The 13,359-nt window shown below is 59.5% G+C and carries 7 protein-coding genes and 1 pseudogene; 5 read left to right on the top strand and 3 right to left on the bottom strand.

All coding sequences use genetic code 11. The features are described 5' to 3' along the window. Positions 1 to 5 precede the first annotated feature (5 nt). The 4 genes and pseudogenes from atpA to PW947_RS12625 all read left to right on the top strand — a co-directional run bounded on the left by atpA (position 6) and on the right by PW947_RS12625 (position 4,572). The gene (atpA, locus tag PW947_RS12640; RefSeq protein ID WP_299632070.1) at positions 6 to 1,547 is read left to right on the top strand and encodes a F0F1 ATP synthase subunit alpha; all 1,542 of its coding nucleotides are present in this window, start codon (positions 6 to 8) and stop codon (positions 1,545 to 1,547) included. 91 nt (positions 1,548 to 1,638) lie between these two features. After that, on the top strand, positions 1,639 to 2,526 hold the full coding sequence (gene atpG, locus PW947_RS12635) for a F0F1 ATP synthase subunit gamma (protein WP_299632069.1): 888 nt from the start codon (positions 1,639 to 1,641) through the stop codon (positions 2,524 to 2,526). 86 nt (positions 2,527 to 2,612) lie between these two features. Further along, positions 2,613 to 4,008, top strand: a pseudogene (atpD, locus tag PW947_RS12630) (F0F1 ATP synthase subunit beta). Positions 4,009 to 4,146: 138 nt separating this feature from the next. Next, positions 4,147 to 4,572, top strand: coding sequence for a F0F1 ATP synthase subunit epsilon (locus tag PW947_RS12625; RefSeq protein ID WP_299632067.1), 426 nt, complete (start codon positions 4,147 to 4,149; stop codon positions 4,570 to 4,572). A gap of 134 nt (positions 4,573 to 4,706) precedes the next feature. Here PW947_RS12625 and PW947_RS12620 read toward each other — a convergent pair whose 3' ends face one another. Next, positions 4,707 to 6,572 (bottom strand): hypothetical protein, encoded by a 1,866-nt coding sequence (locus PW947_RS12620; RefSeq protein WP_299632065.1) that lies wholly within the window; start codon positions 6,570 to 6,572, stop codon positions 4,707 to 4,709. Between the two features lie 350 nt (positions 6,573 to 6,922). Beyond that, positions 6,923 to 9,607 carry a hypothetical protein gene (locus tag PW947_RS12615; RefSeq protein ID WP_299632063.1) on the bottom strand — a complete coding sequence of 895 codons (2,685 nt, stop codon included), beginning with the start codon at positions 9,605 to 9,607 and terminating at the stop codon, positions 6,923 to 6,925. 249 nt (positions 9,608 to 9,856) lie between these two features. On the opposite strand from PW947_RS12615, the gene PW947_RS12610 reads away from it, so the two are divergent. Next, positions 9,857 to 11,587, top strand: coding sequence for an AMP-binding protein (locus PW947_RS12610; RefSeq protein ID WP_299632061.1), 1,731 nt, complete (start codon positions 9,857 to 9,859; stop codon positions 11,585 to 11,587). 791 nt (positions 11,588 to 12,378) lie between these two features. Here the strand turns inward: PW947_RS12610 and PW947_RS12605 are convergent. Continuing rightward, positions 12,379 to 13,194, bottom strand: coding sequence for a transporter substrate-binding domain-containing protein (locus PW947_RS12605; RefSeq protein WP_299632060.1), 816 nt, complete (start codon positions 13,192 to 13,194; stop codon positions 12,379 to 12,381). Positions 13,195 to 13,359 lie beyond the last annotated feature (165 nt).

Raw genomic sequence — 13,359 nt, 5'->3', positions numbered from 1 at the left:
GAATAATGCAACTCAATCCCTCTGAGATCAGCGAGCTGATCAAGAGCCGGATCCAGGGCCTTGAAGCGAGCGCAGACGTTCGCAACCAGGGCACCGTGATCTCCGTGACCGACGGTATCGTGCGTATTCACGGCCTGTCGGAAGTGATGCAGGGCGAAATGCTCGAATTCCCGGGCAACACCTACGGCCTCGCGCTGAACCTCGAGCGCGACTCGGTGGGCGCGGTGATTCTGGGTGAATACGAACACATTTCGGAAGGCGACATCGTCAAGACGACGGGCCGCATTCTCGAAGTGCCGGTAGGTCCGGAACTGCTCGGCCGCGTGGTCGATGCACTCGGCAACCCGATCGACGGCAAGGGCCCGGTCAACGCAACGAAAACCGACGCAATCGAAAAGATCGCACCGGGCGTGATCTGGCGTAAGTCGGTTTCGGAACCGGTTCAAACCGGTCTGAAGTCGATCGACGCGATGGTGCCGGTTGGCCGTGGCCAGCGCGAGCTGATCATCGGCGACCGCCAGTGCGGCAAGACCGCCGTCGCAGTCGACGCGATCATCAACCAGAAGGGCAAGAACCTCTTCTGTATCTACGTCGCGATCGGCCAGAAAGCGTCGTCGATCATGAACGTGGTGCGCAAGCTGGAAGAAGCCGGCGCGATGGAATACACGATCATCGTCGCGGCTTCGGCGTCCGATTCGGCTGCGATGCAATATCTCGCACCGTACGCGGGCTGCACGATGGGCGAATACTTCCGCGATCGCGGTCAAGACGCGCTGATCGTTTATGACGATTTGACCAAGCAAGCTTGGGCATACCGTCAGATCTCGCTGCTGCTGCGCCGTCCGCCGGGCCGCGAAGCGTATCCGGGCGACGTGTTCTATCTGCACTCGCGTCTGCTCGAGCGTGCGGCTCGCGTGTCGGAAGACTACGTCGAGAAGTTCACGAACGGCGAAGTGAAGGGCAAGAGCGGTTCGCTGACGGCACTGCCGATCATCGAAACGCAAGCAGGCGACGTGACCGCATTCGTCCCGACGAACGTGATCTCGATCACCGACGGCCAGATCTTCCTGGAAACCGATCTGTTCAACGCAGGTATCCGCCCGGCAATTAACGCCGGCGTGTCGGTGTCGCGCGTGGGTGGTGCAGCTCAGACCAAGATCGTGAAGAAGCTGTCGGGCGGTATCCGTACCGACCTCGCGCAGTACCGTGAACTGGCAGCATTCGCGCAGTTCGCATCGGACCTCGACGAAGCCACCCGCAAGCAGCTGGAGCGCGGTCGCCGCGTGACGGAACTGCTGAAGCAGCCGCAGTATCAGCCGCTGCAAGTGTGGGAACTGGGTGTTGCGCTGTTCGCCGCGAACAACGGCTATCTGGACGACCTCGAAGTCAGCCAGGTTCTGCCGTTCGAAAAGGGCCTGCGCGAATACCTGAAGGCAAGCCACGCTGACCTGGTCAAGCGCATCGAAGATAACAAGGAACTCTCGAAGGACGACGAAGGCCTGCTGCACACGGCCGTCAAAGACTTCAAGAAGTCCGGCGCTTATTGATCCGCGAGTGATCCGCAAGGCATAAACGGACCTTGAAGCGGCGCGGGTTGCATGCAGATGCACCCGTACCGCTTCGATCAAGGAGCAAGCAATGGCTGGAATGAAGGAAATTCGCGGCAAGATCAAGAGCGTGCAAAACACGCGAAAGATCACCAAAGCGATGGAGATGGTGGCCGCATCGAAGATGCGCCGCGCTCAGGAGCGCATGCGTGCTGCTCGCCCGTATGCCGACAAGGTCCGCGATATCGCCGCACACATGAGCCGTGCGAATCCTGAGTATCGTCACCCGTTCATGGTGTCGAACGAAGGCGTGAACACGGCCGGCATCATCCTGGTCACGACCGATAAAGGTCTGTGCGGCGGGATGAACACGAACATCTTGCGTGCGTCGCTGCAGAAGTTCAAGGAACTGGAAGGCCAGGGCAAGACCATCGAAGCAACTGCGATCGGTGGCAAGGGTCTGGGTTTCCTGAACCGTCTGCGCGCGAAAGTCGTGTCGAACGTCGTGCAACTGGGCGATACGCCGCATCTGGAAAAGCTGATCGGCGCGGTCAAGGTTCAGCTGGATCTGTACTCGGAAGGCAAGATTTCCGCTGTGTACCTCGCGTACACGCGCTTCGTCAACACGATGAAGCAGGAAGCGGTGATCGAGCAACTGCTGCCGCTCGCGGCAGACCAGTTCGAGAACAAGGAAGAGGCTGTCAACACCACGCCGAAGACTTCGTGGGACTACATCTACGAGCCGGACGCTCAGGCAGTGGTGGACGAACTGCTGGTGCGTTATGTCGAAGCGCTGGTCTATCAGGCCGTCGCGGAAAACATGGCATCGGAGCAGTCGGCACGAATGGTCGCAATGAAGGCCGCTTCGGACAACGCGAAGACTGTGATCAACGAATTGCAGCTCGTGTACAACAAGAGCCGCCAGGCCGCGATCACGAAAGAACTGTCGGAAATCGTCGGTGGCGCCGCTGCGGTCTGATCGTCACGATCAGCGAGCCGCTGGTGGCCGCCCCTCGAAACTGCGCCGTTGCGCGAGTGAAGAATTGAGTATCTAAAGGAAAAGCGATGAGTACTACTGCTTTGGTAGAAGGCAAGATCGTACAGTGCATCGGCGCGGTGATCGACGTGGAATTCCCGCGTGAATCACATGCCGAAGATTTACGACGCGCTCATTCTCGAAGGTTCGGAACTGACCCTCGAAGTCCAGCAGCAGCTGGGCGACGGCGTTGTCCGTACCATCTGTCTGGGTGCATCGGACGGTCTGCGCCGCGGCACGATGGTGAAGAACACCGGCAAGCCGATCAGCGTGCCGGTCGGCAAGCCGACGCTCGGCCGGATCATGGACGTGCTGGGTCGCCCGATCGACGAAGCTGGCCCGATCAGCACGGAAGTCACGCGTGGCATTCACCAGAAGGCTCCGGCATTCGACGAACTGTCGCCGTCGACCGAACTGCTCGAAACGGGCATCAAGGTTATCGACCTGATCTGCCCGTTCGCAAAGGGCGGCAAGGTGGGTCTGTTCGGTGGCGCCGGCGTCGGCAAGACCGTGAACATGATGGAACTGATCAACAACATCGCTAAAGAACACGGCGGTTACTCCGTGTTCGCGGGTGTTGGCGAGCGTACCCGTGAAGGGAACGACTTCTATCACGAAATGAAGGACTCGAACGTTCTCGACAAGGTCGCGCTGGTGTACGGCCAGATGAACGAGCCGCCGGGCAACCGTCTGCGCGTTGCGTTGACCGGTCTGACGATGGCTGAGCACTTCCGTGACGAAGGCCTCGACGTGCTGTTCTTCGTCGACAACATCTACCGTTTCACGCTGGCAGGCACGGAAGTGTCGGCACTGCTCGGCCGTATGCCGTCGGCAGTGGGCTATCAGCCGACGCTGGCTGAAGAAATGGGCAAGCTGCAAGAGCGTATTACGTCGACCAAGACTGGCTCGATCACGTCGGTGCAGGCCGTGTACGTCCCTGCGGATGACTTGACCGACCCGTCGCCGGCTACGACCTTCGGCCACTTGGACGCAACCGTCGTGCTGTCGCGTGACATCGCTTCGCTGGGCATCTACCCGGCAGTCGATCCGCTCGATTCGACCTCGCGTCAGATCGACCCGAATGTGATCGGTGAAGAGCACTACTCGATCACGCGTGGCGTGCAGCAAACGCTGCAACGCTACAAGGAATTGCGCGACATTATCGCGATTCTGGGTATGGACGAACTGTCGCCGGAAGACAAGCTGTCGGTCGCGCGCGCTCGTAAGATCCAGCGTTTCCTGTCGCAGCCGTTCCACGTTGCGGAAGTGTTCACGGGTTCGCCGGGCAAGTACGTTCCGCTGAAGGAAACGATCCGCGGCTTCAAGATGATCGTCGAAGGCGAGTGCGATCATCTGCCGGAGCAGGCGTTCTACATGGTCGGCACCATCGACGAAGCCTTCGAAAAGGCCAAGAAGATCCAGTAAAGGTTCGAGTGTAGGCAACGAGGCGCGATCGTCGGGTGAGTCTGAACTGACCGTCGCGCCGTACGCAACACGCTCAACCCGCCTTGCATGGGACGAGGGCAAGCGCTAAAGCGCTCGCTCCCGTCGACAGGAGTCGATATGGCAACCATTAAAGTAGACGTCGTCAGCGCGGAAGAGCAGATCTTCTCGGGCCAGGCGAAATTCGTCGCGCTGCCGGGCGAAGCGGGTGAACTGGGCATTCTGCCAGGCCACACACCGCTGATCACGCGGATTCGTCCGGGTGCGGTTCGCATCGAAGCTGAAAACGGCGATGAAGAGTTCGTATTCGTCGCTGGCGGCATTCTCGAAGTTCAGCCGGGCGCAGTGACGGTTCTCGCCGACACCGCAATCCGCGGCAAAGACCTCGACGAAGCCAAAGCCGAACAGGCGCGTCAGCGTGCTGAAGAGGCGCTGCAAAACACGGGTTCGAACCTCGAATACGCAACCGCGCAAGCGGAACTCGCGTATGCGACGGCTCAACTCGCGGCAATCCAGCGTCTGCGGAAGCTGCGCGGTCAGAACTAGGCAGCAAGCGTTTTTCGAGTGCCATAAGGACTCGTCAAACGTCGAAGAATTGAAAACGGGCACCTGCAAAGGCGCCCGTTTTTTTATGCGCGCTTAGCGCTGGTGATGTCCAGCATGACCGTGCCGTCGAACCGTTATTTGCCTACGTTGCTGAAATCGTTGAGTACGCTCACGTCGATCACGCCCTGGCGCTCGTAGAAGTAGTCGCGAGCGGAGAACAGATAGTCGCCGACCTTCAGATGGGCGCGAATCAACTGTCGACCTTCGCCGGTGAACTTCGGGTCTTTAAGCAGCATGTCGAGCTCATCTTGCGTGACTTGATGCTGCGCGGAAAACGGCGTCGTGAACCAGACCGACCCGTCGAGTTTCCGCACGGTCATTTCCTTCGGGCGCACGCCGGCGTCATACGTGTCCTTTGGGATGACTTCGTGGATAAACACGTTATTCCCGGACACGAATCCGTCCAGACGCAGTATGCCTTCGGCGTCGGTGACGCCCAGCCGGACGATCGCCCCACCGTTCCAGTTCTGGCTGTCCTGAGTCAAACCGAGATACGAACTCGTTCCGAAAAACATCCTGCCGGTCGTTTGTCCCGTCTGGCGAACATCGCTGACCTGGTTGCGAATCTGCACCGAAAGCGACTTGTTGACCGCAACGACCGAAATGACACGCGTCTGGTTGCTGACTTCGAAAACGATCGCTCCATCGCCGTCATCCGACGGTGTCTGCAGAACGCCGTCGAAATCCGCTGTGAAGTCCCAGCCCGTGCGTTTGCCGAATAGCAGTGTCGCGCCGTCCGCATCGCGAACGATGGTGAACTCAAACAGCTTGTAGCTGCCGGGCGCAAGCTGAAGCGTGGCCTTGCTCGCGCCTGTGACCATCAGCACGCCGCCAATCAGTTTCGACGGATCGACATAACCGTCGGCCCGAGCGATGTCCGCGAAGTGTGCCGACGCATTGGCGACGCCGAACGCATACTGGATGGTGTTGTCCGGATTCGAGCGTCCTTTTGAATCCGAGCCCGGCACATGTGCCCAGATTTTCTTGCTTAGCTCGATACCGCCTTTCGGCAGACGTTCGTTCAATACGGTGACAGGAATCACGCCCTGACGCTCGTAGAAGTAATTCTGGTTGGTAAACAGATAATCGCCGACGTTCAGATTCGCGCGAATCAGTTCGCGCCCAACCGGCGTGACTTTCGGATCCTTCAGCAGCGTATCCAGTTCGTCGCGCGTCACCTGATGAAAATCGGGAAAGCCGGCCGTGTACCAGACCGAACCGTCGAGCTTGTAGACCGTCATTTGCTTCGGACGAAGCCCGGCGTCGTACGCAGCTTTCGGCACGACTTCGTGAAGAAACACGTTATTGCCGGACGTGAATCCGTCGAGGCGAAGCGCACCGTTTGCGTCAGTCAGCCCCAGGCGGACGATAGACGTCGAATTCCAGTTGTAGCCGTCTTGGGTGAGTCCGAGATAGGAACTCGTGCCGAAGAACAGGACGCCTTTTCGCTCGGACGGACTCGAATCGCCGACGTGCTTGTCGATCAATACCGAAACCGATTTGTTGATGCACACGACCGGCACGATGCCACCGCTCGCGCTGACCGTGAACCCGATTCCGCCGTCTTCGTCGTTATCCGGCGATTTGCGGACGCCGTTGATGGCTGCCGTGAAATCCGAGCCTGTGCGCCGACCGTAGCGCAACGTCACGCCGTCCGCGTCGCGCGCGATCACGAACTCGAACAACTGGTAGTCGCCCGGCGGCAACTGGCGGGTGACCGTGTTCGCGCCGATCAACGTGATCACGCCCCCGATCAACTTCGACTCGATGACATAGCCATCTGGACCCAGGATGTCGCCAAAATCCAGTTTCGCATCGACGACACCGAACGCGTACGCGATGGTGTCGCCGGGGTTCGAATAGCCGTTTGCATCGGCGCCCGGTACATTGGCCCAGATTTTCTTCGATAACTCGATGCCGCTTAAGACTGTTTGATTCAAAGCGAGACTCCTGTTTCGATAAACCAGGCAACATGAATTGCAACGGATTTGCGAATTCAATAAAAGTCTACCGAGTCGTTATCCTGATAAGAGCCAAAAGCATTGTCGTAAATCAACATAATCGCAGTGTCGATTTTCAATGAAATTTAAATAAATTGAAAACAGCCATTTCTTAAGATCACTCTGTTTAATTAGAGAATTATTTTTAGAATGCTGATTAAAAACGATCGAATTTCATCTGATTCCGAGCCACTCAACGCGTTGGCCCACGCCACTTAAGAATCACCCAGGACGATCCGCGAAAGACTGCGCTACTAAAGCCCTCGGCAAATCCGCGATCCGCAAACCACTCAAGCCTGCGTCGAGGGTCCGCCGCTAGCCGGTCGCAGCAGCGGCGTATAGGTCGGTTTCACATTCGGTGCATAGACGAGTTCCATCTCGCCCGAATAGATATTTTTCGCGAATACCGAATCCTCGCCATTGAAGGTTTCTTCGACCAGACGCATACCGATCCGCGGGGGAAGGCGTGCAGCAGCACCCACGTCATTAGGCGTCGCACTGCCAATTTCCACGACGCGAAACACAGTATTCGGCTTGAATATCCATTCGCGCTCCGAGCCAAGATTGGTAGACACACCTTCTATCGTCGGTTTTGCCGTGGTCCCTTCTATATCGTAGATAGCCACCGCGGGTGATCTATTTCTGAAGACGCCACCGACCGATTCGATCGCCTGGTCTGCAAAGTTATTCGCGCTCGACGCCGACATGAAGGCGGGCGAGTTTGTCACCAGATCGCCAACGTTGAATCGGGCGGCATAGCCGGCGGGGACCTGCGCCGTCCGCAGCAGCTTGTGCGGCCCGCCTTCGGGCACCGGAAGCGTATCGAGCGCGGCCGCGACGTTGTCTCTCAGCGTTGCAGTGAACGGCTTAGGTTCGCGGTTGTACAAACTGCTGTTGAGCCGATAGTTGATTGCTTCGTAGCTGTCCTCCGAACTGATATCGGAGTCTCCCGCCGCTGTCCACGAGCGCAGGGCGTTTCTGTTTTTCGCCGGCATCGCGTCATACGCCTGCCGGTATTGCGCTTTGAACGCGGTGTCGTCCATCGCGCGATTGGCGGGTGACTTCCAGCCGAGCACATCCATAGCCTTCGTCATTTCGCCCGATACCGGCGCGCCGCTCGATGAGGTCACGGTGAAGCCTTGCGCGAGCCGCGGTAGCGGTTGCTCCGCGCTGGACGTCGGGATCGTCCATGTCCACCACGGACTGGCCGATGACGACGCCGCATCGCTATCCGACATCATTCCGCCCTTGAGCCCCACGTTGTTGTGGATTTCGAAGCCGCCGTCGGCAGTGGGCCGGACAGGGTATTGCGGCTTATACGCGTTATCGGGTTGCCAGATGCGTAGTGTGCCGTTGTCGGCGTCGTAGCGGGCGGCGAACCAGTTGGAGCCGTCGTGGATGTACTGCGCGCCAGCAGGATCGCGGTAGAGATTGCGTTGTCCGGCGACCTGCGACAAGTCGGGTGGACGATGTACGGCGTAGGACGATGGAATGGCCAGCGGTGTACCCGTCTGCTCGTGCAGCAATTGGCTGCCACGGTCGATCTCAAAGCCCGCCGCTTTCGCCACGCCGGCTGTCGCGGCTTCGCCGTGTACGGCGAATCCAGCGGTCCTGGTGGCGTCCGCCGCCACCGCGCCGATGCCTTTGAGCGCCTGTGGAATTTCGCGCGCCAGCGCTTCGATGTCTCCGCCAGGTAAGGCCGCCGCCAGCAGCGCGGTGCCGACGTCGATGCCGAGTCGCGCGTTGGCGGGCAGCATGCTGCGCGGCATTAACCGGTCGACAAATGGCGCCGTCAGCGGAAACATATCCATCATGAAGCGCGCGACACCCTCGACGATTTGCCCGGCGAGCCGTTCGGCTTTGGCCTTCGGCGTGATCGAGATGTCTTTCGTCGTGTTGTCTTTCAGAACGGTGTTGTACTGGTCCGAGAGATCGCGCACGTAGTCCGGTCCTGCCGCCGGCAGATGGCCGACGATCTGCTCGTAGCGTTTGCCGGCATCGACGCCCGCTTTGTTCAGCTTGCCCGCAGCGTCGCCGTACCATTTTGTGAGCGTGTCGTGAACGCCCGGATCGTTGCGCAAGCGGTCCGTGAACGCCAGAACGGCCCGATCGCTGTCCTCGCCCGGCGTATTCGTAAACAACTGCCGGCCTATCGTTTCGTAGCGCAGACCGGGCTCTTTCTGCGCGCCCGCAGTCGCGAGAATCTGGTCCACGCGTGTATTGGCCTCGTTCCATTTGACGGCCTCGCGCTGATACTGCGCGTCGAGCGTCGCGCCCGTCTGTTGCTGCAAGCTGGCATTGAGCGTCGAGGCCTGTTTGAAGACCTGTTCCCGTTGCGCGGGCGTCTTGCCGCGGACCAGAAACGATTGACGCAAATCGCCGAGGGAAACGCCGGTAGACCCGTCTTGCTCGCCAGTCGAGCCCGTGTTCGCCGGAGAATTGAACACGCCGAGGACTTCATCCGGTGGATCGGCGAGCACGCGGTTATGTTCGTCGAGTACGGCGCGTTCCAGCGCATTCATTTGACCGGCCAGCGCGTCGAGGACTCGGGGATCGGTTGTCTCGCGACCGACCGCGCGGAGGATCGCGCCCGCGCCCGCAAAGTACTCGCGAACGGATGGCGGCGAGTTTTGCAGGCTGGCGGCCATCGCCGCGAGACGCTGCTCGCGCGCGACAACGTGCTGCGGATAGCCAGTCAGCGACTGCGCCACATTGCGTTCCAACTTCCTGATGTTCGCGGCGGCCAGCGATCCGGCCCGGACTTCGTAGACCTTGGCGTACAGGGAATCGAGGTCTTTGAGTTCAGCGGCATTGATCGGCGCTGGTACGTTTTCGGTGAGCGAGGGTCCTTTGGGATTCGACTCCGGTAACGGTTTCCCGCTACTTAGCCGCGACATGCCTTGTCCGGTGGTCCCGGCGAGATCCGGTCTGTTGATATTCACGTCCATCTTCAGCGCTCCCTTTCTCAGTGCCATCTGCCGTGTCGTCTGCCACGGCTCCGTGTATTCGCGCGGGGTCGAGTGACTCGACAGCGCATGCCGAATCATTTCCGCTGACGGCGGGTCACGGGTGTCATCTGGATATATCCGGTCTGGCTGGCATGAAGCGACATGAGACGCGGCGGCCTGGGCGGGTATCACTTGATGCCGTTCGACCCGGGCTGGATGGCACAATCGTCGGCAGACCGACTCTAGAACCGGCATTCCTCTTCAGGAGACACCACCATGACAACGCAGGCCAAAAGCGACGGCGCGATCATCGAACCCCGCGATAACCAGTCGTACGTTCGCGGTTCCACCGACATTCCGTTGAGCGACGCGACCGTCGCCGATTTTCTGCGCGACACGGTCGAACGCTTTCCGACGCGTCCCGCCGTGGTATTTCGCGAGCAGGACATTCGCTGGACATGGCGGGAGTTCGCGGACGAAGTCGATACGATGGCGTCGGGTCTGGCCGCGCTGGGCATCGTGAAGGGCGACCGTGTCGGCATCTGGTCGCCGAATCGTGTCGAATGGTTGCTGACGCAATTCGCGACCGCGCGGATCGGCGCGGTGCTCGTGAATATCAATCCCGCGTACCGCCTTGCGGAGCTCGAATACGCGCTGAACAAGGTGGGTTGCAAGGCGATCATCGCGGCCGAGCGGTTCAAGTCGTCGATGTATCTACAGATGCTCCAGGAGCTCGCGCCCGAGCTTGCCAGCCACACGCCCGGCGATCTGCACGCCGCGCGTCTGCCGGACCTGCGCATCGTGATCCGGATGTGCGACACCGACACGCCCGGCATGCTGTTGTTCTCGGACGTGATCGAGCAGGGCCGCGCGAGCCTCGATGTCGCGAAGCTCGACGCGATCGGCGCCACCCTGAACGCCGACGAGCCGATCAATATCCAGTTCACCAGCGGCACGACCGGCAATCCGAAGGGCGCGACGCTGACGCACCGGAATATCGTCAACAACGCCCGCTATATCGCGATGGCGATGCGTCTGGGCGAACAGGATGGCCTGTGCATTCCCGTGCCGCTGTATCACTGCTTTGGGATGGTGCTGGCGGTGCTCGCATGCGTGTCGGTAGGGGCAAACATGGTGTTTCCCGGCGAAGCCTTCGATCCGGTCGCCACACTCGCCGCGACCGCCGACGAAAAATGCACCGCGCTGCACGGCGTGCCGACCATGTTTATCGCCGAACTCGATCATCCGGACTTTGCGCGCTTCGATCTGTCGCGCTTGCGTACCGGCATCATGGCCGGTTCGCCGTGTCCGATCGAAACGATGAAAAAAGTCGTCTCGACGATGCATCTCGGCGAGATCACGATCGCGTATGGGATGACGGAAACCAGCCCGGTCTCGTTCCAAAGCTCGACCACCGATCCGCTCGACAAGCGAACCACGACCGTCGGGCGCATCCAGCCGCACCTGGAGGTGAAGATCGTTGATCCGTTGGGCGAGATCGTGCCGGTCGGCGTGACGGGGGAACTGTGCACGCGCGGCTATTCGGTGATGCAAGGGTATTGGGGCGACGACACGAAAACCCGCGAAAGCATCGTCGATGGCTGGATGCACACCGGCGACCTCGCCACCCTCGACGCGGAAGGCTATTGCAACATCGTCGGACGGCTGAAGGACATGCTGATTCGCGGCGGCGAAAACATCTACCCGCGCGAAATCGAGGAATTCCTGTTCCGTCATCCGAAGATTCAAACCGTGCAGGTGTTCGGCGTGCCGGATTCGAAATACGGCGAGGAGGTCTGCGCGTGGATCGTCGTTCGTCCCGGCGAGCATCTGAGCGCCGAAGACGTGCAGACGTTCTGCCGCGATCAGATTGCGCACTACAAGGTGCCGAAGCACATCCGCTTCGTGGACGAACTGCCGATGACCGTCACCGGTAAGGTCCAGAAATTCGTGATGCGCGACCGGATGATCGACGAACTGAAACTCAAGCAGGATAGGACGGCTTGATACGACGCATGGCGTCCGGCGAAAACGCCTGACGCCGATAGCAGGGGAAGACAGAGAAGGGAGGAAGGAGGCACTTTCGCCGGCCTGCGCATGCTCCAAAAAGGTGCGCAAACGTTTCACAGGCGAAAAAAAAGCGGGCCTGGAGCCCGCTAAAAACCACACGCTACGGGGTTAGCGCGAGGAGACCAATGGAGGAACCGCATGGTTGACGTCCCGACGTCGACCACGGCTCCAACAGGGATGCCCCGTTTCAGGGCTCCGGCGTTTTGCCGACCGACTTGCGTGCTTTGCATCCGCTCACACTACGCACACAGCCACATCCGTGTTGATACCGTTGAGGGCATTGTGGGCGAAATGATCGGTGTACGCGGTAACAAAGTGTTTCAGGTTGTAACGCCCGCCAGATAAGGCTCTCCGGGATTTTTTGCGATTTTGAAACGTATGAAACGTCAAAATTACCGGTCCAGATCGACAGTATTCGGCAAGTGCTTCACACATGTATTGCAGCGCGTCCAGGCTCCTAGGCGGCGTTAAATATCACCTTTGTGCCGCTTGTCCCGCAAATACAGTGGCGGGATCGGGGAATTGCGGCGAGTTCGCGCTTCGCGTAATTTTCACGCAACGTGTGCGACGGATTGCTGCAGTGCACACGTTTGCTTTCACCTACGTCGTCCGTTTCGTCTGCGGGAAAAGTGTTGAAACGGCGGCCGAATAGCGAGTCGGCGGGCTTTCCGGCCGGTTACAGGATTCGCGAGACGCGACGTACGACCGTTTGAAGCTATATATCGGATTTATTTAAGCCATTTGTCAGAAATCGCCTGATATTCGCCGGTTGCGCGCGCCAGATGTAACCACTGATCGACATATTGCTGGAACGCGACGTCGCCGCGCGGCAGCAGCCACGCTTTTTCGCCGTATTGGAACGGTTTGTCCGGATGCACGGAACACAGGCCCGGGTTCAGTTTCTGCTGCAACAGCGTTTCAGATGCGTCGGTGACCATCACGTCGGCCTTTCCGGCAAGGATCTGCTTGAAAATCGTCACGTTGTCGGGATAAACGGTCAGATTCGCGTGCGGGAAAAACTGTTTCGCGAAACGTTCATTTGTTCCACCGGGGTTCACGATCACCCGCGTGGACGGCTGGTCGATCTGCGCGACCGTCTGATATTTGTTCACGTCGTCGCAGCGTGCGATCGGCGTCTTGCCGTCCACCATATAGGCTTGCGTGAAAAATGCGCGTTTCTGACGCTCGAGCGTCGGTGAAACTCCGCCCACGCCGACATCGCACTTCGCGATGAAGTCGTTCATCAGGTTCGACCACGACGTTTTGACGAATTCGACCTTCACGCCGAGCGACTTCGCCAGCGACTCCGTCATATCGATATCGATACCTTCGAACGTGCCGTCCGGTTTGTAGTACGAATACGGCTTGTAGTCGCCCGTGGTGCAGGCGCGCAGCGTGCCGCGCGCGAGTATGTCGTCCAGGTGCGATGGCGTTGCGGCGGCCGGCGCGCTTTGCGCAAACGCCGCGCTGCTCGCGCATAACGTGGATACGCCCGTGAACACGGCTGACAGAACCAGTCCGGCTGCAATTGCGGTGTGCTTCATCGACGCTCCAATCCCGTGGTGATAGGTTTTTCGAGGCATTACGGCGGCCGATGATAGCCCGGCCAGTTGCCGTTGAATATTCGCGAAAATGCGGTGGCGCGAGGCCGCGAGCCGGTCCTATACCGTTCATCTATCGCGATAAGGCGCGTCGCGTCCGGTAAAATG

The organism is Paraburkholderia sp., assembly GCF_028283785.1.
Classification (GTDB): domain Bacteria; phylum Pseudomonadota; class Gammaproteobacteria; order Burkholderiales; family Burkholderiaceae; genus Paraburkholderia.
The sequence above is the reverse complement of the archived record's forward strand: the minus strand, read 5'-3'. Positions and strand labels throughout refer to the sequence as shown.

What these genes read in the sequence shown, in the direction of transcription:
- PW947_RS12625 (WP_299632067.1), top strand. Translation starts at nt 4,147, where the DNA reads ATGGCAACCATTAAAGTAGACGTCGTCAGCGCGGAAGAGCAGATCTTC.
- PW947_RS12605 (WP_299632060.1), bottom strand. Translation starts at nt 13,194, where the DNA reads ATGAAGCACACCGCAATTGCAGCCGGACTGGTTCTGTCAGCCGTGTTC.
- atpG (WP_299632069.1), top strand. Translation starts at nt 1,639, where the DNA reads ATGGCTGGAATGAAGGAAATTCGCGGCAAGATCAAGAGCGTGCAAAAC.
- atpA (WP_299632070.1), top strand. Translation starts at nt 6, where the DNA reads ATGCAACTCAATCCCTCTGAGATCAGCGAGCTGATCAAGAGCCGGATC.
- PW947_RS12615 (WP_299632063.1), bottom strand. Translation starts at nt 9,607, where the DNA reads ATGGCACTGAGAAAGGGAGCGCTGAAGATGGACGTGAATATCAACAGA.
- PW947_RS12610 (WP_299632061.1), top strand. Translation starts at nt 9,857, where the DNA reads ATGACAACGCAGGCCAAAAGCGACGGCGCGATCATCGAACCCCGCGAT.